The sequence below is a fragment of the Streptomyces pilosus genome (assembly GCF_014649835.1).
Lineage (GTDB): Bacteria > Actinomycetota > Actinomycetes > Streptomycetales > Streptomycetaceae > Streptomyces > Streptomyces pilosus.
Window position 1 is genome coordinate 17,952 of the sequence record NZ_BMTU01000022.1, and the last position, 22,083, is coordinate 40,034.

General features: G+C 68.1%; 22 protein-coding genes and 6 pseudogenes. 13 read left to right on the forward strand and 15 right to left on the reverse strand.

Going from position 1 to position 22,083, the window contains the following annotated elements; translation table 11 throughout:
• Positions 1-33: 33 nt before the first annotated feature.
• The 3 genes from IE118_RS32615 (at position 34) to IE118_RS32625 (ending at position 3,390) form a co-directional block, all read left to right on the forward strand.
• On the forward strand, positions 34-1,767 hold the full coding sequence (locus tag IE118_RS32615; protein ID WP_189561715.1) for an AbeC-like domain-containing protein: 1,734 nt from the start codon (positions 34-36) through the stop codon (positions 1,765-1,767).
• Positions 1,764-2,663, forward strand: coding sequence for a 5'-methylthioadenosine/S-adenosylhomocysteine nucleosidase family protein (locus tag IE118_RS32620; protein WP_189561716.1), 900 nt, complete (start codon positions 1,764-1,766; stop codon positions 2,661-2,663). The genes IE118_RS32615 and IE118_RS32620 overlap by 4 nt, the downstream gene beginning before the upstream one ends.
• 61 nt (positions 2,664-2,724) lie before the next feature.
• On the forward strand, positions 2,725-3,390 hold the full coding sequence (locus IE118_RS32625) for a hypothetical protein (protein ID WP_189561717.1): 666 nt from the start codon (positions 2,725-2,727) through the stop codon (positions 3,388-3,390).
• Between the two features lie 594 nt (positions 3,391-3,984).
• On the opposite strand, the gene IE118_RS32630 is transcribed toward IE118_RS32625, so the two are convergent.
• The 3 genes and pseudogenes from IE118_RS32630 to IE118_RS32640 all read right to left on the reverse strand — a co-directional run bounded on the left by IE118_RS32630 (position 3,985) and on the right by IE118_RS32640 (position 6,140).
• The gene (locus tag IE118_RS32630) at positions 3,985-4,272 is read right to left on the reverse strand and encodes a hypothetical protein (protein ID WP_189561718.1); all 288 of its coding nucleotides are present in this window, start codon (positions 4,270-4,272) and stop codon (positions 3,985-3,987) included.
• 510 nt (positions 4,273-4,782) lie between these two features.
• Positions 4,783-5,265: a hypothetical protein gene (locus tag IE118_RS32635; RefSeq protein ID WP_189561719.1), complete on the reverse strand. Its 483-nt coding sequence runs from the start codon at positions 5,263-5,265 to the stop codon at positions 4,783-4,785.
• Between the two features lie 102 nt (positions 5,266-5,367).
• A pseudogene (locus IE118_RS32640) lies at positions 5,368-6,140 on the reverse strand (transposase).
• A 61-nt stretch (positions 6,141-6,201) separates the two neighbouring features.
• On the opposite strand from IE118_RS32640, the pseudogene IE118_RS32645 reads away from it, so the two are divergent.
• Positions 6,202-6,367, forward strand: a pseudogene (locus IE118_RS32645) (IS5/IS1182 family transposase); the annotation flags it as partial.
• Positions 6,368-6,451: 84 nt separating this feature from the next.
• A complete protein-coding gene (locus IE118_RS32650; protein WP_189561720.1) occupies positions 6,452-6,838 on the forward strand; it encodes a hypothetical protein in 387 nt (128 codons plus the stop codon).
• Positions 6,839-7,146: 308 nt separating this feature from the next.
• On the opposite strand, the gene IE118_RS32655 is transcribed toward IE118_RS32650, so the two are convergent.
• Positions 7,147-7,638 (reverse strand): hemerythrin domain-containing protein, encoded by a 492-nt coding sequence (locus IE118_RS32655; protein WP_189561721.1) that lies wholly within the window; start codon positions 7,636-7,638, stop codon positions 7,147-7,149.
• A 656-nt stretch (positions 7,639-8,294) separates the two neighbouring features.
• On the reverse strand, positions 8,295-8,894 hold the full coding sequence (locus tag IE118_RS32660; RefSeq protein ID WP_189561722.1) for a TetR/AcrR family transcriptional regulator: 600 nt from the start codon (positions 8,892-8,894) through the stop codon (positions 8,295-8,297).
• Between the two features lie 169 nt (positions 8,895-9,063).
• Between IE118_RS32660 and IE118_RS32665 the strand changes: the two genes are divergently transcribed.
• On the forward strand, positions 9,064-10,524 hold the full coding sequence (locus IE118_RS32665; protein WP_189561723.1) for an FAD-dependent monooxygenase: 1,461 nt from the start codon (positions 9,064-9,066) through the stop codon (positions 10,522-10,524).
• Positions 10,525-10,600: 76 nt separating this feature from the next.
• A pseudogene (locus IE118_RS32670) lies at positions 10,601-11,182 on the forward strand (IS5 family transposase); the annotation flags it as partial.
• Positions 11,183-11,195: 13 nt separating this feature from the next.
• Here IE118_RS32670 and IE118_RS32675 read toward each other — a convergent pair.
• From IE118_RS32675 to IE118_RS32695, 4 genes and pseudogenes are all read right to left on the reverse strand, one after another.
• Positions 11,196-11,315 (reverse strand): annotated as a pseudogene (locus IE118_RS32675) (IS5/IS1182 family transposase); the annotation flags it as partial.
• A gap of 292 nt (positions 11,316-11,607) precedes the next feature.
• A pseudogene (locus IE118_RS32685) lies at positions 11,608-11,823 on the reverse strand (IS5 family transposase); the annotation flags it as partial.
• A 112-nt stretch (positions 11,824-11,935) separates the two neighbouring features.
• A complete protein-coding gene (locus tag IE118_RS32690) occupies positions 11,936-12,088 on the reverse strand; it encodes a hypothetical protein (protein ID WP_189561725.1) in 153 nt (50 codons plus the stop codon).
• 384 nt (positions 12,089-12,472) lie between these two features.
• Positions 12,473-12,640: a hypothetical protein gene (locus IE118_RS32695; RefSeq protein WP_189561726.1), complete on the reverse strand. Its 168-nt coding sequence runs from the start codon at positions 12,638-12,640 to the stop codon at positions 12,473-12,475.
• 332 nt (positions 12,641-12,972) lie between these two features.
• Between IE118_RS32695 and IE118_RS32700 the strand changes: the two genes are divergently transcribed.
• Positions 12,973-13,476 (forward strand): hypothetical protein, encoded by a 504-nt coding sequence (locus IE118_RS32700; RefSeq protein WP_229847071.1) that lies wholly within the window; start codon positions 12,973-12,975, stop codon positions 13,474-13,476.
• A gap of 19 nt (positions 13,477-13,495) precedes the next feature.
• Here IE118_RS32700 and IE118_RS32705 read toward each other — a convergent pair.
• From IE118_RS32705 to IE118_RS32715, 3 genes and pseudogenes are all read right to left on the reverse strand, one after another.
• Positions 13,496-13,864 (reverse strand): annotated as a pseudogene (locus tag IE118_RS32705) (MFS transporter); the annotation flags it as partial.
• A 6-nt stretch (positions 13,865-13,870) separates the two neighbouring features.
• The gene (locus IE118_RS32710; RefSeq protein ID WP_189561727.1) at positions 13,871-14,314 is read right to left on the reverse strand and encodes an ArsI/CadI family heavy metal resistance metalloenzyme; all 444 of its coding nucleotides are present in this window, start codon (positions 14,312-14,314) and stop codon (positions 13,871-13,873) included.
• 12 nt (positions 14,315-14,326) lie between these two features.
• On the reverse strand, positions 14,327-15,727 hold the full coding sequence (locus tag IE118_RS32715; RefSeq protein WP_189561728.1) for an NAD(P)-binding domain-containing protein: 1,401 nt from the start codon (positions 15,725-15,727) through the stop codon (positions 14,327-14,329).
• Between the two features lie 109 nt (positions 15,728-15,836).
• Between IE118_RS32715 and IE118_RS32720 the strand changes: the two genes are divergently transcribed.
• From IE118_RS32720 to IE118_RS32730, 3 genes are read left to right on the forward strand one after another with little or no spacing between them, the layout of a single operon-like run.
• Entirely contained in the window at positions 15,837-16,796 is a 960-nt protein-coding gene (locus IE118_RS32720) for an NAD(P)-binding domain-containing protein (protein ID WP_229847068.1), read from the forward strand.
• A 42-nt stretch (positions 16,797-16,838) separates the two neighbouring features.
• Positions 16,839-17,213, forward strand: a complete 375-nt coding sequence (locus IE118_RS32725) for an ArsR/SmtB family transcription factor (protein ID WP_189561729.1) — start codon at positions 16,839-16,841, stop codon at positions 17,211-17,213.
• Positions 17,214-17,244: 31 nt separating this feature from the next.
• Positions 17,245-17,745 (forward strand): GNAT family N-acetyltransferase, encoded by a 501-nt coding sequence (locus IE118_RS32730; protein WP_373303260.1) that lies wholly within the window; start codon positions 17,245-17,247, stop codon positions 17,743-17,745.
• Positions 17,746-17,841: 96 nt separating this feature from the next.
• Here IE118_RS32730 and IE118_RS32735 read toward each other — a convergent pair whose 3' ends face one another.
• Genes IE118_RS32735 through IE118_RS32745 form a run of 3 tightly spaced genes read right to left on the reverse strand, consistent with a single transcriptional unit; the run spans position 17,842 to position 20,326 of the window.
• On the reverse strand, positions 17,842-18,906 hold the full coding sequence (locus tag IE118_RS32735; protein ID WP_189561731.1) for an ArsO family NAD(P)H-dependent flavin-containing monooxygenase: 1,065 nt from the start codon (positions 18,904-18,906) through the stop codon (positions 17,842-17,844).
• Positions 18,903-20,021 carry an ACR3 family arsenite efflux transporter gene (gene arsB / locus IE118_RS32740; RefSeq protein WP_189561757.1) on the reverse strand — a complete coding sequence of 373 codons (1,119 nt, stop codon included), beginning with the start codon at positions 20,019-20,021 and terminating at the stop codon, positions 18,903-18,905. Before arsB ends, IE118_RS32735 begins: the two co-directional genes overlap by 4 nt.
• Positions 20,018-20,326, reverse strand: a complete 309-nt coding sequence (locus IE118_RS32745; RefSeq protein WP_189561732.1) for an ArsR/SmtB family transcription factor — start codon at positions 20,324-20,326, stop codon at positions 20,018-20,020. The genes arsB and IE118_RS32745 overlap by 4 nt, the downstream gene beginning before the upstream one ends.
• 93 nt (positions 20,327-20,419) lie before the next feature.
• Here IE118_RS32745 and IE118_RS32750 point away from each other — a divergent pair, with 93 nt between their 5' ends.
• Positions 20,420-20,854: an arsenate reductase ArsC gene (locus IE118_RS32750; protein WP_189561733.1), complete on the forward strand. Its 435-nt coding sequence runs from the start codon at positions 20,420-20,422 to the stop codon at positions 20,852-20,854.
• A gap of 704 nt (positions 20,855-21,558) precedes the next feature.
• Positions 21,559-21,972 carry a hypothetical protein gene (locus IE118_RS32755; protein ID WP_189561734.1) on the forward strand — a complete coding sequence of 138 codons (414 nt, stop codon included), beginning with the start codon at positions 21,559-21,561 and terminating at the stop codon, positions 21,970-21,972.
• Positions 21,973-22,083: the final 111 nt, after the last annotated feature.

Here is a 22,083-nt window from a genome sequence, read left to right on the forward strand (position 1 = left end):
AGCAACCATAACTGTAGAAGCCGAGGGCAGGACATGACCACTTCCCACGCGCCACCAGCACAGGAGACAACACTCGAACCCACGGCCGCCACCCGTCACTTGTGCGCCGGCGTGTATGTGGACGAACGTTTCCGCGACCTTGTGATCGACGAGGTCTGCACCGCGCCGCACCGCAGGGTCGCCCCGTCCTACGGCTTCGACATCGTCCCCGTCATGCATCACGCATGGCGTGCCGCCGCGCTCAGCGTGCTCCCTCGCACCACGGTCCTCGCTGCAGTAGTCGGCCCCGTCCTCACCGGAGCCGTTCCCGCGGCGATCCTTATCGCCAGCGGCTTCGGCCTGCTGTTGCTGCTCCGTCTCACGAGACTGCTGAGGGACAGCGACCGCCAGCCGATGCCGGCCCACAAGTCCAGACGCCGCGGCTTAGACCCCTTACGGGCCCATCGCTACCTGTTCAGGCTCCTCCTCCCGCGTATCCCGACGCGCAAAGCACTCGCATTCAGACGTGTCACCACGGCCGCGCTGTGGCTGGCCCTGACCATCCTGGTCATCGCACTCATCCATCCACAGCAGGCGCTGACAGCACTCCTCCTGGCCGCGGCGATCACACTCGTCTACCTGGCCGTGGGAGCCACACGCCAGCTGATCCTCAACCGCATAATGCGCACCCCAGCGCTGCGCCCCGCCCGCCTGTCCGGCCGTCAGCGGGCAGCCGACCGCCAGCAGCACCACATGTGCGCCGTATACCGCCGCCCCCGGCACAGCGGCGACGAGGACGACGACCTCACCATGTTCACGCTCTTCGGTGACCAGTCACCATTCATTGGAGCCGGTGAACTCGTCTACCAGTGGAATCCGCCGATGAGCATCCAGTTACTGCGGCCCGACACCGACGATGCGCCGCTGCACGAACGTGAGCACCCGGTGCCGCCCTTCCGGGCACACGAACTCGTCGAGCATCTGCGCGAGGCCGTCCTGCCGCTGAACATCGACAGCCGCGACGTCCGGCTGCCGGCAGAGGTCCGGGACCGCGTCTACGTCGCCGAGACCGATGTGGCGGTGGATCGATCGCTGCTTCCGCACCACTTCACCCGGAGTGAACTGCGTTCCATCATCAACACGCCGGAATCGAAGCAGCACCACTTCCTCGAGGTAACTACCGCCGCTGACGGGGCGGAATTCGTTGCGACCGTCCTGCTGCACGTCAGCCTGCAGGGACGCACCCTGAGCCTGTCCACGGCGGCATGCGTACTCGCGCACACGCCACGCTCTTTCCAGCGAGCTGAAGAGTTCGGCCACCACGGCGCCGCAGCCGTCATATGGGCAGCCTTCAACGAACTGGCCGCGCTGCCCTCCGACATCCAGCACTCATGGCGGATCTTCCGTTACCTCTACACGCTGGCAAAGACCGCCGTCTTGCCCCGCGACCTCACCACGACTCCGATCCGCAACATCCTCATCGGCAGCCGCGTCAGCATACGAGAGGAATCGTCGCAGGCCTGGACCAAGGTGCAGCTTGAGAAAAGCGACATTCTCGGACGGATGAAGACCATAGAGCAACGGCTTTTGAGCGCCGCCAGTGACTTTCTGCAGGACAAGGACATCGACACGTCCGTCTTCAAGGACCGAGCACTCAAAATCATCAACAGCGGCATCTTCAACTTCGGCGACAACAACAGCTTCACCAACAACGCCGTAGGCGACGCGGCTCAGGTCAGCGTCGCTGCGAACCAGTCCGCACAGCCCGACAACGGAGCAGCCTCATGACCAACAACCGAGGTATCATCAGCCACGGCAGCAACAACCACTTCAGCAACATCGCGATCGGAGCGAACGCTCAAGCCTCCGGGCCAGTGCCCCAGCACTCCGCCGAGCCGGCCGTCGAGGCGGACGCCGGGTGGGACATCGGCATCGTCACCATCCTCAGTGAGGAACTCCGCTCGGTCATCGATGAGTTAAAGCTTCACCGGCACAAGATGCCAAGCGGCCTGTACTTCTACCAGGGCGAACACAGTGTCCCCGGTGCCACCTTGCGCGTCGTGGCCACCCAGACGCAAAGCCAGGGACAGCGGTCCACCATGGCCGCCCTGGAAAACCTCCGACACCACTACAACCCCCGACTGTGGGCCCTCGTCGGCATCGGAGGCGGCATCCATGATGATTACGCCCGGATCGGCAACGTCATCGTCTCCACCGACGTCGTCTACTACGAAAGCCGCAAGATCAACCCGATGGGAGACACCCGCCGCCGCGGCGAGCACCGGCAAGCACCCGCGCAAGTCGTTCATGCCGTGAACGCCTACTTCACCGACCACGGGACGCCGGCGCGCATCGACGGCCAAATCACCGCGCACGCCGGCAACCAGTACGAGGTATTCCCCGGAGTCATCGGGTCCGGTGAAGCCGTCATTGCCGACCGGGCCAGTGAGGTCCGCACCTACCTCACCACCTACCACGAAAAGGTCCTGGCCGTAGACATGGAGGCCGGCGGGCTCAGCCAGTACTGGCAGGAAAACTCAGTCCACGGCACAGAAAACCCCGGCTGGATCGTCATCCGCGGCGTCTCGGACAACGCCGACGAAGACAAGGGCCACCGGCACCACGAACTCGCAGCAAGAAACGCCGCCCACGTCCTGAGCCAACTGCTCCCCTACCTGTGCTGAGCCAGCGACGAGCACCGCGAGCACCGCCTAAGGAGACAACTCCTACCACCGGAGTCTCAGCATGAACGCCTTTCTGCTCGGCATACTCAGCTCCCTGGTCACCAGTGCCCTCCTGCTCGCCCTCAGCCTGCTGCGCGCCTCACGCCCCTTGTGGTGGCTCACCGCCGCCTGCTCCTGGTTCACCGGCACGGGCCTGCGCCGCGTCTACCGCCGCCAAGCCGCCGCAGAACAGAACATGAGCCAGGACCTCGCCCGGGCCCGCTGGGTCAAAGTCATGGCAGGACGCGGCAACATCCTCACCCGCGAAGCCTTCGCCCCACTGTGGTCCGGCGGCCTCTCACCCGCATCCATCCAGATCCTGCTCCCCGACCCGGACATACCACGCGACTCCTGGCTGGACCGACGCTCCCACGACGTCGCCCGCTTCGACCCAGGCTTCACCCCTGACCTGCTCAGAGACCAGGTCCGAGCCAACATCAACTACCTCGCCCAGGCCGCACGGGCCCAACGCAACATCCAACTGCACAGCTACAACCTGCCCCACACCTGCCGCGTCATAGCCACCGACAAAGTCGCCTACCTGACCTTCTACAGCGACAACGCGCATGGCAGGAACTCGCCCTGCCTGTACGCACGAGCCCCTGGCCTCCTCTACACCATCGCCCTCCAACAATTCGACACAGCCTGGGCAAACAGCGCCCCGACCCTCACCACACCGCATAGCTGACTGCTCACCCCCGTAGGCCTGTGCCAGCATGGTCCATCGAGGAACGCCATGTCACGCGGCGCAGCCATCGCTGTCTCGAACCGTGCACAGGCTGGTTTCAACGATCTCGCAACCGAGATCGACGATGATGGAGCCCGTGGCACCAGACGACAACAAGGGGCGGGTTGCTTGGCTGGCCTAATCAGGCGCCAGGAGTATTTGGTGAATGTGGACTACCACGGGTGGGCCCGCAGGACTTCGACGACTCGCAGGTTCCTGTGCTGTTCCCAGAGGGTTTCGAGAGCGGCCCGTGCCTCACCGCACACCCTGGCCGCCGTGATTTCTACAGTGCTGGGCCCACCCACACCGCATCCCTGACGGTGGAGGTCTGGGACGGGGAAGCCTGCAGTGCCGGCCGGTGAGTGGGACGAGACCGCCCTGGCCCGCATCGTGTGCTTCTTCGCGCAGGTTGCATGCCAGAAGGATGGCAGCAGGGGCGATCGAGTTGTCTGGCGTGCCGGGCGTCTGGAAGGTGCGGGTGGCGTGCTCGGGCCGTGAGACTATGAAGACCAGCACGGTGTGGCGCACGGAGTCGAGCGCTATATCGCCTGACACCTAGAGGGCTGGCCCTTTCAGCGGCCCCTCACCCTCAATGGAGGCATCGCGCTCCCCCTCCAGTACGGCCACTATGTCTGTGGCCAGAGCATGTCCGGGAAGGCCTACTTGCAAGATCTGCTTGTTGTACCCGGCCAAGGGATTGGACGGGTCCGAGGTGAAGACAGCTATCGTCGCGCGAAGGCACTGTTGTTCGCGGCGGAAGCTACTGGCCAGCGGGATACCGAAGTAGCCGGTAACCACTCCATCCGGCAGGGCCGGGTCGGCGACGTTCCCTTCGTCGTTCAAGCACCATGCGTGTTCGACGACGGTGAACGGAGCACTGTCAGGGGCGAAGGCGAAGCCTTCGACGTAGATCCAGTCCTTCTCGTCAGACCAGTGGCTGGCTGCTGCGAAGCACTGGCCGGATATATGGGGCGCTTCCTCAAGCCATGACGCCGGACGGAAGAATGAACCATGCTCCGCGACAAGATCGGCGAAGCTCCGGTGAGTTCATGTGTCATCGCCGATGCGCAACTGGCGTTACCGGGCAAGCCATTGGGCGATTTCCTCCATGGGGCGCGGCGCACCTTCGGACGTCGAAGAGGCGATCAACGATCTCTTCCTACTTGCTTGGGGTGTCTTCTTCATAGGCGATCTTCAAGAGGGTTGAGATGAGCGCGGGCCGCCTTGCGTCGTGCACGGGCAACGCCGACCAGCGACATTGGATACAGCTTTCAGCACGCTACTCCGAGCGGATCTCGTCGACCTATCCCTAACTCGCAGGACCGTGCAGGTCGCGCGGCCGGTGAAGGTAGATCACGTCGACGCCTGTTGGGCCGGGGCAGCGGTTGGTCGCGGGAAGCTGCCCCCGCCGAGGCGATTGAGCCGGTTGAATACGGTACAGACCTCGCTGGTCAAAGGATCGTCGTGGCCAAGGTGTTGGGTGAGAAGGGGGTAGATGCTTGCGAAAGTGGCGAGCGCTTCCCCCGTTTTGTTGCTGGCCGCTTGCACCAAGCCGACCCGGCTGCGCACTTCGAGCAACAAGGGGTCTTCCGCAAGGGCATCGCCTGCAAGTTCTGCGGCCAGCGCAGTGCAATCGGTGAGAGCTTGCTCGAAGTTGCCCAAGCGCTGATGGCACCACGCGGCTTTGGCCCGGCACTCCACTGCCTGTTGTGTGTTGCCAGCAGTTGCGTTCAGTTCGGCTGCCAGCGCGTTGTAGAGGGGTAGGGCGTCTCCGAAATGCCCGGCGTCGGTGAGGGCCTGGGGCTGGACGATGCGTATGTGTACAGGAAGCTGCACAGAGGCGCCTGACGAAACTGATGGCGCTCGGTTGGGTGTCGCTGCCTAGAGGTTGTCCTGTAAAAGCTCTGAGGCATGCAGGCTGACCTGCACGTTTGCCTGTTATCCGGCGAGGGTGAGGTTGTACAGGCGTGCGATGCCGAGCATGGCGTGGTGGACGCCGTCGCCTTTGAGTCGGCAGTCGCGCAGGATCTTCCAGCTCTTCATACGGGCGAAGGAGTGCTCGACGCGGGCGCGGACCTTGCGGTGGGAGGCATTGTGCTGCTCCTTCCAGGCCGGCAGTTCTTCATTCTTGTGCCGGCGGTAGTGCGGGATGGTCAGACCGGTGCCCCGGTAGCCGCCGTCGCCGATCACGTGGGGGTGGTGCCGACGGCGGTCTTCGTGCCGGAGTCTTCCCAGGCCCGGCAGTCGTTGCGGTTGCCGGGCAACGGCTTGCCGACGGCGACGACCAGGCGGGTGTCGGCGTCGATGACGACCTGGTGGTTGGTGGAGTAGCGGTAGTTCTTGCTGGAAGCGGCCACGGTCCGGTCGCGGGTGGGGGCCAGTGCACCGTCCACAATGAGCACGGTGTCCTTGCGGAACCGCCGCCGGGGCTGGAGCGCGAGAGCCGGTCCGAGGTGGTCGACGATCCGGTCGGCCGCCGACTTGGAGATGCCGAACAGCGGGGCGAGCTGGCGCAGGGTGAGGTTAGTGCGCCAGTACGCGGCCACCAGCAGCACTCGGTTCTCGAGCGGCAGCGACCACGACCGGCCCTTGCGGACCGGATCGGCTCCCTCGCGCCGCAATGCGGTGATCAGCTTGTTGAATTGCCGCGGACTCAGCCCGGTGAACGGACCTATCCACAAGGGCTCCGACGCCGTGATCACACCAGCCACGACAAGATCATCTCACCCCTGCCCAGCAGTTACGGGACAACCTCTAGCACCGCAGGCGTATCACATGGTCTGTGACCGCAACGGGCTACCGCTCTCGGTCGGCATCTCCGATGCCAACCTCCATGACAGCCAGGCACTGATTTCATTGACGCGCGGCATCCCGCCAGTCGGCTCCCGCTTCGGCCCCCCGGCGTCGACGCCCAGCCAGGCTGCATACGGACAAGGGCTAGGTGCTGCCACTCATCCCGTGGGTGGCGCTGTCGAGGCTGTAACGGGTTACGTAGGGATCGCTGACCCGGAAGGATCCACTTATGGAGGACAGTGCGTTTGGGCCGGCCGGGGCGAATGCGGACCTTGAGTGCAGGACCTACGTCGCCGCTCCCAGCCGTGACCGGTTGCTGGAGTGGCTGGCTGCGGCACTGAACGTGTCGCTTGGACCAGATCGCGTGATCTCGTACGGATGCGTTGAGGTGGAGTGGGAGCACAACGACTACGAAGGCACCGGGGCTGACGTGGAGTTCCTGGACTGGCATTCGCTTCTTGTGTGCCAACCTCGTCGCGACGCCTCAACAACTGCTGTCGTGTCGGATACGGCAACGGTGTTGGAGGCGGTCCAGGAGGCCGGTTACCGAGCCGCGCCCGTTTGCGGTTACGAAGAGCTTCTGCAGAAGTCGGGCGCTGGACTTCGGCCAGCCTGACACGTTGTGTGCGGGCGGCATGATCGTCGGCCGGTGGTCACTGCGTTGACGGTGCCGCCCACGACTGCCCCCGCGCCGACCATCTCGGCGACATCGACCGCGATACCCAGCGCTGGGTTCGATGGCCTCACGACCACTACGAGTGCGTCCGGCCGGGCTCGTCCCAAGCCCCCGCCGACGACGACGCGTGCAGCCCTCTTCACCGGACACGGCCCCGGCCACTCCCAGAAGATGTGCGGCCTCCTGCACGGCTGACGGAAGGTGGCGCGGGCCTTTCCGGGGCCCACGCCACCCAGGGGCGGACGAGGTCAGGAACCGACGATCCGGCGCAGGTTCTCGATCGAGCCGGGCTCCTCCTTGAGGTGGCGTTCGCGGTCCGCCAGGAACGCGGCGCCGAGCTCCTCACGGCGCTTCATCGCGACGTTTTCGCGGGCGCCGTTGAGGATGGTGCGCTCCTCCTCGTCGGCGTGGTGGGTGATGGTCTCCACCAGCTCCTCCAGCTTGGAGTCCCACTCCTCGGAGCCGACCTGGTCGACCTCCAGCAGGCTCAGGAGGGCTTGGTTCCCCTCCTCGTGCTCGTGCTCGCCGTGCTCGACCTCTTCGTCGTCGATGTTCCGGTACCGCTTCAGGGCCGGGTAGACCTCGGCCTCCTCCGCCAGCGCGTGCGCGACCAGCAGATCGGCGAACTCCTTGAGCGCCGCCGCCCGGTCGGCCTCGACGCTGCGCATCAGCCGAAAGAGGTCTTCCATGCGGCGGTGGTCCTGGAGGATGAGTTCGACGACGTCCCGGGTCTCGGCCATGAGGGGCACCATTCTCGTGCGAAGTATGCGATGTGTTCGGGTGCCCACCGTCTACCCCCACTCTGCGCGGGGATGACTCGCCACGCGGGCGGGATCGGCTCCGGCTTCGCAGGGCCGGGAGGGCGTTCGTCATTCCCGGCAGGAAGTCGTTGAAGAGCTCGTGGACCTCTTCTCCATCGTCGTCGCAGCGATCCCCGGCCGGGCCATGCTCGCAGAGGTGCTTCAGGCCGGTAACAACCGTAGGGAGGAGCACCGACAGCACGACCATCCGCACTGGGCCTGTTCGACTGCGGTAGGACCGAGTTCCTGCGGCGTCTCATGACTGCTGAGTTCGACGTGTACCCGCTGAGCGACCTCTCTCCATGGGGACGAGTGGGCACCTGCGTCCATCACGAGGAGCAGGAACGCCGCTTCCACGCGGGCCTCGGCCCGATGACTGGCAAACCAAACCCCAACGCAGGCATGTTCGACTAACAGACAGCCAGTCTTCTTCACCGAGGAGACAGGCCCTGGGCGTGTCAGGGGCTCGGCGGGTTCTCGGCGCTCGGCTGGCCGCCGGGGCCCCGGGTTTTTGGCGTATGGCGGGTCTCATGCACCGGGCGGCCTTCCAGCGCCCTACCGGTCCCGTCCCGGCGGATACGAGTGCTCGGCAAGCCTCAGGGACTCGGCGCGGTCAGGTACCGCTGGATCGTCGGTGCCAGCCATGCCACGATCTCCGCCCGCTCCAGCCCCGTCGCGGGCGGCACTCGCAGCACGTACCGCGTGAGCGCCAGCCCCAGCAGCTGCGACGCCATGAGTGCCGCCCGTGCCGGGACCTGCTCGGGGTCGGGGCACACCTGCCGGGCGACCGGCAGCAGCTGGTCCCGCAGGATGCCCTGCATGCGCTCAGCCCCGGCCTGGTTGGTCACGCCGACCCGCAGCAGGGCGGTGAGGACCTCGTTGTTCTCCCACATGTCGAGGAAGTGCTCGACGAGGATCCGCCCCGCGTCTTGCCGGCGGTCCGCCCCGCTCACGTCCGGCAGCCGCAGGTCGATGGCGACGGCCGCCGCGAAGAGGCCCTCCTTGTTTCGGTAGTACCGCATCACCATCGACGGATCGATGTTCGCGTCCTTGGCGATGGCGCGGATGGTGGCCCGCTCGTAGCCGTCAGTCGCGAAGCGCTCGCGGGCCGCCGCGAGGATCGCGCCGCGAGTGGCGTCGGAGCGGCGTGGGGCGCCAGAGCCGGGAACCCTGGGGGCGCTGTCGCTGCCATTCATGCCCACAAGCGTAGGCCAACGGGTGTAGGTCACCAAGCGTTCGCCAACACTTGTTTGCCAACACATGTTGACATCCTCCTCGATGCCTCGCTACTTTCGTCAACGAGCGTTGGCCAACATTCGTTGGCGACAGGCGATGGCAAGCAGGCGTTGGCAACAGGAGGCCACCATGAACGGCACCGCCACCCGCAGCAGCGTGATCGTCGTCGGCTCCGGCCCCACCGGCCTCCTCCTCGCCGGTGACCTCGCCACGGCCGGAGTCACCGTGACCGTCGTCGAGAAGCGGCCGCGCAAGATCAACAACCTCTCCCGCGCCTTCGGGGTACACGCACGCACCCTGGAGCAGTTCGACGCCCGCGGCCTCGCCGACCAACTCCTCACCACCGGCGGCACCATCACCGGCCTGCGGCTCTTCCGCCGCCTCTCCCTCGATCTGAGCACGCTGCCCTCACGCTTCCCGTTCCTCCTCATCACCCCGCAGTACGAGGTCGAGCGGCTCCTGGAGCGGCGGGCCCGGGAGGCCGGGGTCGAGTTTGCCTACGAGAACGAGGTCGTTGGGCTGCGACAGGACAAGGACGGGGTCGACCTCGACGTGCGCGGCGCGGACGGGGCGGTCGTCACCCGCCGAGCGGCCTACGTCGTCGGCGCCGACGGTCACCGGAGCGCCGTGCGAGAGGCGATCGGCCTGGACTTCCCCGGTGTCTCCGTCATCAGGTCGCTGGTCCTGGCCGATGTCCGGCTGGCCGAGAAGCCCGAGGGCGTCCTCACCGTCAACGGCCGCGGCGACGCCTTCGCGATGATCGCATCCTTCGGCGACGGCTGGTACCGGGTCATGGGCTGGAACCGCCGCAACGAGGTCTCCGACGACGCCCCGCTCGACCTCGACGAGGTCAAGGAGATCACCCGCCGTGCCCTGGGTACCGACTACGGCATGCACGACGCCCGCTGGCTCTCCCGCTTCCACAGTGACGAGCGCCAGGCACCGCACTATCGGGTCGGGCGCGTCTTCCTCGCCGGGGACGCCGCACACATCCACTCCCCGGCCGGCGGGCAGGGCATGAACACCGGCCTCCAGGACGCCGCCAACCTGAGCTGGAAGCTCGCCGCGGCCGTCCAGGGGCGGGCGCCCGAAGGGCTCCTCGACAGCTACGAGGCCGAGCGCCACCCCGTCGGCAAGGCGGTGCTGCGCAGCAGTGGCGGACTGGTCCGGCTGGCCCGCGCACGCAATCCGCTGCTGCGTGCCGCCCGCGCCCTTGTCTCCGCGTTCGTCGACATGGCCCCGCCCGTCCAGCGCAAGGCCCTGGGTCAGATCACCGGGATCGGCTACGCCTACCCCGCCCCCCGCGGCACCCACCGCCTCACCGGCACCCGCGCCCCCGACGTCGCCCTGAGGGACGGCCGGCTCTACGAGGCGCTGCGCGGCGGCCGGTTCGTGCTGATCACACCCGGGACGTACAAGGGCCCCGGTGCCCGTGAGGGGTGGCTGACCGCGGAGCGCTGGGCGAGCGACCGCCGGACGACCATCCTGGTACGGCCCGACGGATACGTGGCCTGGGCGGCGGAGGGCGCGGACGCGGCGGCGATCGAGGAGTCGGTGGCCCGGTACCTGGGTTCTGGCGTATCGCTTTGATCGGTTGGTCAGTTGATCGGATGCGTCCGTCCGATCAGTGATCACTGATGCAAGGTGGGACCGGATCGCGCCGCTGATGCCGACTGACCCGGTCCATGGACGGCGGTGGGCCGACCACCGCCGCACCCTGGAGGCCATCGCCTGGAAGCCGCACGTGTTCGCCATGGCGGGGTCCGCCTGACGAGCTCGGCTCCTCCCAGCCCTCTCACAAGCGGCTGATCAGATGAGCCGTCGACGGCACTCGGGCGAAGATCTTCGCGGCCGTACCGGCCAAGGCGGACGCCGATGACGACATCGGCTGGACCGTATCGGTGGACTCCACCGTCGTCCGGGCCCACCAGCACGCCGCCGGAGCACTGCTGATCATGGGCTCGGACGCTCCTGCGGCGGGCTGAGCACCAAGGTCCATCTGGCCGCCGACGGCCGTGCACGACCCCTGGCCTTCGCCATCACCGCAGGACAAGCCGGTGACGCACCCGCCTTTGAGGCTGTCATGGCCCGCATCAGCGCGCCCCGAACAGGCACGGGCAGGCCCCACACTCGCCCTACTGCAGTTCTGGCGGACCGCGCTTACTCGTCCCTCGCTATCCTCGTCCACCTGCGGCAGCGTGGGATCCCTGCCGTCATTCCGCAGCCATCCGACCAGTTCGGACACCGCCCTACAGGTCATCTCATTTAGCGAGTCGGCGGTAGCAGATGAGTGTGCAGGCGAGGCTGGTGAAGGCAACGAAGTGCTCGGCTTTGCGTTCGTATCGGCGGTGAAGTCGGCGGCAGCCGGCGAGCCAGGCCAGCTCAGCAACGATGGTGAGGCCGCGCTGGAGTTGACCGTACAGCCCCGGGCGGAAACGCATCAGCTTCTCCCGAAGCAGACATGGGTCGTTGTCACCTACTCGTCTGCAGCGGATGGGTCATGGTCCGGGACTCTGCGTGAGGACGAACCGTTCCAGGTCGACCATCGACCCGAATCGGTCACAGTGCGGGTCGACGGCAACTGCTTCCACCTCAGCGACACCGAGGGAAACGTGATCGAATCGGCCGACTGACAGTGCCCTGCTCAGTATTCCTCCTCCTGAATTGGCGTAATGAGGCGCGCCAGTTCGGCGTGAATTCGTGGGCGAGTCGTCGACTCATGAGGTCGACCATGATGACCCTGATCATGGCTTCGGAGCGGTGGAGATGACTCTCGTAGTCGCGGGCGAGACGACGGTGGTGCATGAACCAGCCGAACGTCCGCTCAACGACCCAGCATCGCGGAATTACCTTGACGCCCTTCTGGGCAGGCTCGCGACGGGTGACTTCGCCCCCCCGTTGGCCGCACCGAGTATGTTCGCGTTGGCCAGGCCGATGCGTTGCGAGAGCTGCGGGCCGCGGCTCCGCCCGACCTGGTGCAGGTACAGGGCGGGTGCACCGATCAGCCTCGGCGACCGCGGTTCCGGCTCATCCTGCCATAGATGATCATGGCTATCAGGGCGGCGACGGCAATGCCGAGGATCACTAGCCCAGCAGTGCCTTCGGGCATGACACGGCCCTCATTGGCCAGCAGGTAGGTACTCGTCGCTTCCACTGGTTCTCCTCTCCTGTGCCTGGCATCACCACCAGACGTCAGTCGCCTTGTTCCCCACTGCGTTGCCGACGTGCTCGCACCCGGCATCCGTTCGGAAGGCGAGCGCTGGACCCGCGGCCTGTGCGACAGCGGCCCTCACCGCCACGACCATTTGCTGGAAGTGACCCACGACGACGTTCTCGCCCACATGAGATCCGTGGACGGCCACCATCGGCGTGATCAGTTCGTTGCCCTGCTTCCCTGTTCACCTGGGCCAAGGGGAACAGGCTGACCTTCCGCACCCTCACGAGCCGGATCACGGTTGGGCAATACGAGTACGCCGTGCTGCAACCGCTCCTCCCCGCGCAGGTGGAACGCTCCGTAGCGGCTGCGACCAGCCCGGCGTCACGGCTCGTCCTCGCCCTCGCGGCGGTTCACGTCGCCCAGGTCGTCCAGATCGCCACTTTCATGCTCGACGACGTCGATCTCAGCGACCGCCGACTGACCATCGCGGGACGCGGCCGGCCGCTCGACGACCTCACTTTGAAGCTCCTGACGGACTGGCTGGACCACCGGCGCCACCGTTGGACGAGCACCGCGAATCTCCACCTGCTGATCAACAACCAGACCGCCAACACGCCAGCCGGGCAGGCGATCCCTGGATCAATGCACCGATGCGCGGGCAGGACGCCACCCTGGAGCGGCTCCGCGTCGACCGCGGGCTCGAAGAGGCCCTGTCCCACGGGCCCGACCGCTCCACCTCGCCGAGGTGTTCAACCTCGCCGAAAAGACCAGGATGCGGTACGCGGACTCAGCATGAGCCCTGCTGGAACAGGCCGCTGAACAGCACCTCCGAGGAAACCAGGTCGACCGCGACGCACCATGAAGGGAATCATGGACAAGTGATGTCGATTGAAGCAGCAGCACTCGCCCTCAAGGACCGAGCCCTCCTTTGGAGCATCGGCGAGATCCGGGCAACCCATGTCGTCACCAGCGCCTGTGATGCACTCGTCGCCGGACTCGACAGCCCTGCCCTGCGAACCCTGGCCGCGTGCACACGCGCAGAGGCGGAGAACGACATCCTTCGGCTTCTTCCCCCGGCACTCAATGAGCTAGGTCTCGAACCCTTCCACCCGGGCATAGCCGGACAGGAAGCCGAGGCAGGAGCACTTGCCGCCTGGATGCTGGCCGGCGAGCTGACACCACGCGAACTGGCCTTCAGGATCCACCGACGCTTCGGGCATGAACTGCCCTTGGCCGAGCGTCTCGCCGAACTGGACGACGAGTACGACATGATTGAGTACGGCGACAGAACAGCGGCACAGGTCGACGCCGACGTTCTGGCCGAAGCTCTTCGGCTGACACAGCATCCTCGTGTTACACCCGAACCCACGGCTCCACTGACCTGAAGCACACCGGTGGATCCTTGGCAAGCCCCGCAAGTGCCCATCCGGCGAAGAGGACCGGCAGGTTGGGGGCTGCGGCCACGATCGGCAGGCTGCCCACGCCGAGCGCGGAGTCGGCGCTCATGACGGTGCGGGGGCCGCGCCGGTCGAGGATGCGCCCGACGCGGATCCCGGCGAGGGCGGAGATGACGAGGCTGAGGGAGAACGCGGCGGTGGTGGCTCCGGTGGGCCAGCCGGTGGCATGGGAGATCTGGGGGTTGAGGGCGGGAAAGGCGTAGTAGGCGATGCCCGGGCTCACGATCTGCATGGCGCGGAGGGCGGGCAGGGCGGCGCGGGGCCGCGACCGGTCCCCCGTTCCGGTCGCGGTCCCGCTGTCGAGCGCGTTGGTCATGTGGGGTCAGCAGCAGCCACCGCCTGCGGCGGCCTCCCTCACCGCTGTGGAGCCGGCGCAGCAGACGCGCTGCTGTTGCGGTGTCGGCTCGGTTGCGTCGGCTTTCACGACGTACACCTCCCAGCGTTCGCTGCCGGGGCCCCGGGTCCAGACTTTGTCCTGGAGGGCGTGGCAGCAGGTGGTGTCGTTCTCCTCCCGGGTGGTGAGGCCGACGCCGGCCAGGCGGCTGGTGGCGGCGTGGACCTCGTCGGTGGTGGCGACCTCGACGCCGAGGTGGTCCATGCGGGTGTCCTCGCCCGGCTCGCCCTCGAAGAGAACGAGCTTGAGCGGGGGTTCGGCGATGGCGAAGTTGGCGTAGCCGTCACGGAGTTTCGCGGGCTCGACGTCGAACAGCTTGCAGTAGAAGGTGATCGCTGCCTGGAGGTCGGGGACGCGGAGCGCGAGTTGCACGCGGGATTCGGGTCAGCCGCAGCAGCCGCCCGTTGGGGCCTTTTCAGTAGCGGCCGCGACCGTGGCGGGGGCTGCGAGCCGGATGAGCTGAGGGGCCGGGGCGCAGCAACCGGCGCCGTCCGTCTGCTGGGTGTCGGAGGCGTCGGACAGTCCGGCTCCGCCGCAGACTCCGGTTTCGGGGAGGGTGAGTTCGACGCGGTCGGCGGAGTCGAGGTCGCCGGCGATGGCGGCGGCGACGGAGCGGACCTGTTCGTAGCCGGTCATGGCGAGGAAGGTGGGGGCGCGGCCGTAGGACTTCATGCCGACCAGGTACAGGCCCTGCTCGGGGTGGGAGAGCTCGCGGTGGCCGTGCGGGCAGACGGTGCCGCAGGAGTGCTGGTTGGGGTCGATCAGCGACGCCAGGGCGACGGGCGCTTGGAGGCGTTCGTCGAGGCGCAGGCGCAGCTCGCCCAGGAACGACAGGTCGGGGCGGAAGCCGGTTAGCACGATCAGTTCGTCGACTGCATCGAGGCGGCGGCCGTCCTCGCCGGCCAGGAGCAGGCGGCCGTCGGTGTCGCGCTCGATCGACTCGGTGCGAAATCCGGTGACTGCGTCCACGTGGCCGGCGTCGACGGCGGCCTTGGCCGCCAGGCCCAGGGCGCCGCGGGCGGGGAGCTGGTCAGCCGTGCCGCCGCCGAAGGTGGAACCGGAGATGCCGCGGCGCAGGATCCACACTCCCTTCGTTCCCGCTCCGTCGTCGGACCTGGCGAGGTCGGCGAGGTAGGCGAGTGCGGTGAACGCGGAGGCACCGGAGCCGATGACAGCGATGCGCTTGCCCGCGTACCGGGCGCGGACGGCGGGATCCTTCAGGTCCGGGACGCGGTAGGTGATCCGGTGTGCTGCGGTCTGCTCGCCGAGCGCGGCAAGTCCGCTGCCGCCGGCCGGGGACGGCGTGGCCCAGGTGCCGGAGGCGTCGATGACGGCGCGGGCGAAGAGGCGCTCCTCGCGGCCGTCGGCGTGGGCGACGTGGACGACGAAGGGCTGCTGGTCGCGGTCGGCGTCCACGATCCGGTCCCGGCCCGCCCGGGAGACGCCGGTGACGCGCGCGCCGGTGCGGACGCGGTCGCCGAGGATGTCGGCGAGCGGCTGCAGGTAGAGCTCGGCCCAGTCGCGGCCGGAGGGGTAGGTGGCGGGGTCGGGGCGGGTCCATCCGGTGGGGGCGAGGAGCTTTTCGGCGGCGGGGTCGACGACCTCGGTCCAGGTGGAGAACAGGCGCACGTGGGACCACTCGCGCACCGCGGCGGCGGCGGCCGGGCCGGCCTCGAGGACCAAGGGCTCGATGCCGTGGTCGATGAGGTGGGCGGCGGCGGCCAGGCCGGTGGGTCCGGCTCCGATGACGACGACGGGCAGTTCGGCGGCGGCGGGCGCGTTCACGGCGACTCCTTGCGTGTTTCGACATCTGTCGATGGCTTGCGCGGCCCAGCATGACACTTGTATTGATGAGCGTCAACATAGACATTCATCGAACTAAAGGGGCTCGCTGGTGAAGCGCACGGGCGACCGGGTCCTGGCCGCGGTACTACGACAGCCTCACGCTGTTCTCGCCCGCCCGGTACAGTGCCCTGCCCGGGATGCCGTTCCCCGGCGCCCGGATCGCTACCCGCACCGCGACGAGGCCGTCACCTACCTCACCACCTACGCCGACCGCCTGGACGCCGACATCCGCACCGGCCGCCGCGTGACCGCGGCCCGCCAGGTGCCCGGCGGGTGTGAGGTGGAGACGGGAGGCGGCGAGCGGCCTCGCGCGCGGAGCTTGGTCGCGGCCTCCGGTTCGTTCGGCCGTCCGCACTGCCCGGCCCTGTCCAACCTGGACGTCTTTTCCGGCAGGCTCCTGTATGCGGCGGACTGCCGGAACCCCGCGCCATTCACGGGACAGCGGGTGGTCGTGGTGGGCGCCGGGAACTCCGCGGTGCAGATCGCCGCTGAACCGGTCGAGGTCGCCTCCGTCACGCCGGCCACCCGGGAGCTGGTGAAGTTCACCCGTCGGCACACCTTCGGCCGGGACCTGCACTTCTGGCTCAGCGTCACCGGCCTCGATACCGCCCCGCTCGGCCGGGTACCGCGCCGGCCGCCGACACAGCCGGTGCTGGACGACGGCCGTTACCGGGCCGCCCTGCGCAGCGGCCGGCCCGACCGCCGCCCGCTGTTCACTGGCGTCGGGGGCGCAAAGGTGACCTGGCCGACCGGGGACCGGGAGGAGGTGGACGCGATCGTGCCGGCCACCGGCTACCGCCCCGACCTGCCCTACCTCGCGCACCTGGACGGCGCCCTGGATGCCGAGGGGAAACCGCTACACCGCGAGGGCCCGGCCATCAAGGTGCCGGGGCCGGCCTTCGTCGGGCTGGAGTGGCAGCGCGGCCTGTCGTCGAACTCGCTGCGCGGGGTGGGCCGGGACGCGGAGCGGAGCGCTCGGCGTCTGGCCGCCCCTCTCACGCGGCGGTGACGAGCACCCCCGGACTGGTTCGACGTGTGTCAACATAGACGCATGTCGAACACGAAGGTGCTGCCGCTGCTCGAGCCCGCCGACGGTCAGGGTGTGGTGCCGTGCTGCCCGCCGCTGACCGAACGCCCGATGACCGCAGAGGAGGCCGAGACCGCCGCGCGGATGTTCAAGGCACTCGGCGACCCGGTCCGGCTCCGTCTCTTCTCGGCCGTGGCCTCCCACGAAGGCGGTGAGGCGTGCGTGTGCGACATCTCCGACGTCGGGGTCTCCCAGCCCACCGTCTCCCACCACCTGAAGAAGCTCAAGGAGGCCGGACTGCTCACCTCCGAGCGGCGCGGCACCTGGGTCTACTACCGGGTCGAGCCGTCCGTTCTCGCCGCCATGGGCAAGCTGCTGGCCCTGCCCACCGCGGCCTGACGACCGACGGGACGGGAGAGCAGTGACGGGCGTGGCGTTGAGCACGGTGGTCGTGCCGCTGACGGCTGAGCACGCCGAGCAGGTGCTGGCGATCTTCCAGGCGGGCATCGACGAGGGCAACGCCACCTTCGAGACCAGCCCGCCCGCCTGGGAGGCATTCGACGCCGCGAAGCTGCCCGAGCACCGCTTCGCCGCCGTCGGCGAGAGCGGGGCGGTGCTGGGCTGGGTCGCCGCGAGCGGGGTCTCCGACCGGTGCGCGTACGCGGGGGTGGTGGAGCACTCCGTCTACGTCCACCCCGCCGCCCGCGGCCGCGGCGTCGCCTCCGCCCTGCTGAAGGCGCTCATCGATTCCACGGAGGCGGCCGGGATCTGGACGATCCAGTCGGGGATCTTCCCCGAGAACACCGCCAGCCTCACTGTTCACCAGCGGGCCGGCTTCCGTGTCATCGGAACGCGAGAGCGGATCGGGCGCCATCACGGCGTCTGGCGCGACGTCGTCCTCGTCGAGCGCCGCAGCGGCACGGTCGTATGAGCGGAGCGCCGCAGGGAGGACGAGGGATGTTCGGTCATGAACGCTCATTGGACGCGTCGGCCAGCTCTCAGCGCGCCGGGTGTCACTCTTCGGCCTTCATCGATGCAGGAGATCACGGATCTGCTGGACGGCGTCGCGGGCCGGGCGGCCGACGCCGATGAGGGTGGCCGAGGCCGGGCCGGTCCAGTCGCCGTAGCCGAGCAGGTGCAACCGCGGCTCGCCGAGGGCACGCGTGCCGTCGGTGGGGAGGTGCCCGCGCGGGCCCCGCAGGTTCAGCGGGGCGAGGTGGGCCAGTGCCGGGCGGAAGCCGGTGCACCAGATCACCGTGTCCGCGTCGCTACGGCTGCCGTCGGCCCACGCGACACCGGTAGCGGTGAGCTCGGCGAACATCCCCTTCGTGGTCAGGAGTCCCGCGTCGCGGGCCGCGCGGACAGAGGGTACGGCGACGACGTCGCCGAGCGAAGCCACCCCGCCGGTGTCGGCGTGACCGGCGTCCAGGGCGCGGCGGCGGGCGGTGGCGACGTCGAACAGGGCACGGCCGTCGATGGCGTCCGGCAGGAGGCGCGGCGGGCGCCGGGTCACCCACGTCACCTCGGAGCGTCGGTCCAGGGCGAGGTCGGCGGCGATCTGGGCGCCGGAGTTCCCGCCGCCCACCACGATCACGTGCTGCCCGGCGAAGTCGGCCGGACAGCGGTAGTTCACTGTGTGCAGTTGTCGGCCGGTGAAGGTGCTGCGGCCGGGCGCGGCAGGCAGGAAGGGCCGCGACCAGCTGCCGGTGGCGCTGATGACCGCACGGGCCCGCCAGGTGATGGAGTCCGCTTCGACCAGGAGCCGGCCCGCGTCGCGGCGTACGGCGTCCACGCGGGTGCCGTGCTGGACGGGCAGGTCGTAGCGCTTCTCGTAGTCGGCGAGGTAGTCCACCACATGCCCGGCGCCCGGGTAGGTTTTGCCCGCCTGGGCGGGCATGAGACGGCCGGGCAGCGAGGAGTGCTCGGCCGGGGAGAACAGGTGCAGCGAGTCCCACATGTGCTGCCACGACCCGCCCGGCGCCGCACCGGCGTCGAGGATGACGAAGTCGAGACCGCGCCGGCGCAGGTGGTAGCCGGCGGCGAGACCTGCCTGGCCGCCGCCGATCACCACCACATCTGTCTGCCGCGTCACGGTGCGCTCGTCACCGCGCCGGGGGCGAACTTGCTACGCCAGGCGAGGGCGACATGGACCAGGCCGATCAGCACCGGGACTTCGATGAGCGGTCCGACGACACCCGACAGGGCCTGACCGGAGGTGACGCCGAAGGTCGCGATGGCGACCGCGATCGCCAGTTCGAAGTTGTTTCCCGCCGCCGTGAAGGCGAGGGTGGTGGCGCGGTCGTAGGCCAGGCCGATCGCCTTGCCGAGGGCGAACGTGCCGAAGAACATGACTGCGAAGTACACCAGCAGCGGCAGCGCGATCCGGGCGACGTCCCAAGGCCGCGAGGTGATGGTCGTCCCCTGCAGGGCGAAGAGGATGACGATCGTGAACAGCAGCCCGTACAGCGCCCACGGCCCGATCCTCGGTAGGAACCGTTGCTCGTAGCGCTCGCGGCCGAGCTTCTTCTCGCCCAGGCGGCGGGTCAGGAACCCGGCCAGCAGCGGCACGCCGAGGAAGATCACCACGTTCAGCGCGATCTCCCACAGGGAGATGTCGAGGTGTTCGCCGTCGCCGAGGCCGAGCCAGCCGGGCAGCAGGTCGAGGTAGAACCAGCCCAGCAGGCCGAAGGCGAGGACTTGGAAGACGGAGTTCAGGGCGACGAGGACGGCGGCGGCCTCGCGGTCGCCGCAGGCGAGGTCGTTCCAGATGATGACCATGGCGATGCAGCGGGCCAGACCGACGATGATCAGGCCGGTGCGGTACTCGGGCAGGTCCGGCAGGAAGATCCATGCGAGCGCGAACATGACCGCCGGGCCGACGACCCAGTTGATGATCAGCGAGGAGGCCATCAGCTTGCGGTCGCCCGTGACAGCATCGAGCCGGTCGTAACGGACCTTCGCCAGCACCGGATACATCATGACCAGCAGACCGAACGCGATCGGTAGCGACACCCCACCCACCTCCACCCTCGCGAGCGCGTCGTCCAGCCCCGGGATCAGGCGTCCCAGACCGAGACCGGCGGCCATCGCGGCGAGGATCCACACCGCGAGGTAGCGGTCGAGGGTGGCGAGCTTCCTGACGATCGAGTCCTCCGCGGTCGCCTCAGGGCTCCGGGCTCGGCCAGTGGTGGGCTCGGTGGACGTCACGGGCATGCCCTCTTGTTTCCGGCGGCGGTGCGGGCGGAAGCGGCGAGTGCGGCGAACTGCTCGGACAGGCGGTCCAGTACCTCCGGCTTCAGCCTGTAGTAGGTGAAGCGGCCGCACGGCTCGGTCTCCACGAGCCCGGCCTCGCGCAGCACCTTCATGTGGTTGGACAGGTTCGTCTGCCTGGCCCCGGTCTCCTCCACCAGGTGCGTGGTGCACAGCGTCTCGCGCGCCAGCAAGGTCACGATCCGCAGCCGGAGCGGATCACCCAACGCCCGGATCACATCAGGATCGACTGAAGTCAGCATGCGCTGATACTTTCACATCACCGTTCGCTGATACCAGCGGATACTGATGTCATGGGCGGCGTACGGCCGCCGCGAGACGAAAGAAGCACCCCCATGCCCGACAGCACCGGCACGAAGCCGTCCGTCCTGTTCGTCTGCGTCCACAACGCCGGCCGCTCCCAGATGGCCGCCGCCTGGCTCACCCACCTGGCCGGCGACCGCGTCGAGGTCCGCTCCGCCGGCTCCGACCCCGGCAAGCAGGTCAACCCCGCCGCAGTCGCCGCGATGGCCGAGGCCGGCATCGACATCTCCGCTGAAGTCCCCAAAATCCTTACCGTCGAGGCGGTCAAGGAATCCGACGTGTGCATCACCATGGGCTGCGGCGACACCTGCCCCGTCTTCCCCGGCAAGCGCTACCTCGACTGGACCCTCGACGACCCGGCCGGCCAGGGCGTCGAGGCCGTCCGCCCCATCCGCGACCAGATCAAAACCCTGGTCGAGAACCTGATCGCCGAGATCGCCCCCACCACACCGAAAGCGACCACCTGAGCGACACCCACAACACCCTCAACACCGCCCCACTCCCCCAGCCTCTCGACCCAACCCCGACGCGAGGACCTGACCAGCCTCCACGACCTCCACGACCTCCACGACCGCAAACGGTCGCTCTCCCAGCGCGGACCCGAACCACCCACCAGGACTCCCGCCACAGCCGCCATCCGCCCGCCAGGACGACGCGACGCCGACACGCTCCCTGCAGTCGGCGCCGGGACCAAGCACCCAGCCGGCACCTGCGCCGCAACGGACGCCGCAGCGGCGGCCGGGTGTCGTCAGGGCATCTGCCGCTGCCCCGAAAGACCCGACCAGTCGGAGGGCCTGCCACCCAGGCACCTACTGACGCGGGCGCAGACATCACCTGACCGGCCGGGCACCGCGGGCAGCCAGCCCACACGTGAAACACAGCGCCGAACACGGGAACAACCTTCACATCGAAGACGCCACCGCGCTGACACGCCTTCACAACCCAGGACCGCAGTCACATTCCGGCCGACGCCTGCATGGTCGGGCGGTCGGCGGTGCCGCGCGACCGCGGTGGTGCTGTCGGCCTCCATGAACGCGCGCAGCTTGCGCCGCTCCACCCGGATGACGCGGTCATCGTCGACGGCACCTGGTCCCCACTCGTGACCACTGAAAGGCCGGTGGCTGGGCTGCACCCTTGACCTCAACCTTGGTTGAGGCGCAACACTCGGCGCATGGAGATCGCAAAGAGCAGCACCATTCTCTTCCGCAACACCATGCACATCACGGACGGTCACCTCGACGGTTTCCGACGCGCCATCACGCAGGCAGTGGTATTCGCTCAAGAACACGGCCCACAGCTCATGGTCGAGGTCTTCATCGACGAGGAGCGGATGCTGGCACACAGCTTCCAGCTCTACCGCGACTCCGATGCCATCCGCGCCCACTGGCGGCTCTCGGATCCGTACATTCGCGAAGTAATGGAGCACTGCACCGTGCAGCAATTCGAGGTATTCGGTGCACCGGACCATGACATCGTGGCGGCACTGAAGACCCCCGATGGCGAATCCTTCCCCTTCGTCGTCTCACCGCGCCTCGCCGGCTTCAACCGTCTTGGGACGCCCGGCTTGGATGGATCACACTCTTAGCGGGCGTGGGTGAAGTCGGCGGTGGCGTCTTCGTCGTTCTGTGTATACAGGCGCACTGGCCCGCGGCCGACGACTGACCTCGGCCATTCAGGAGTGTCCGATAGGGGTTGG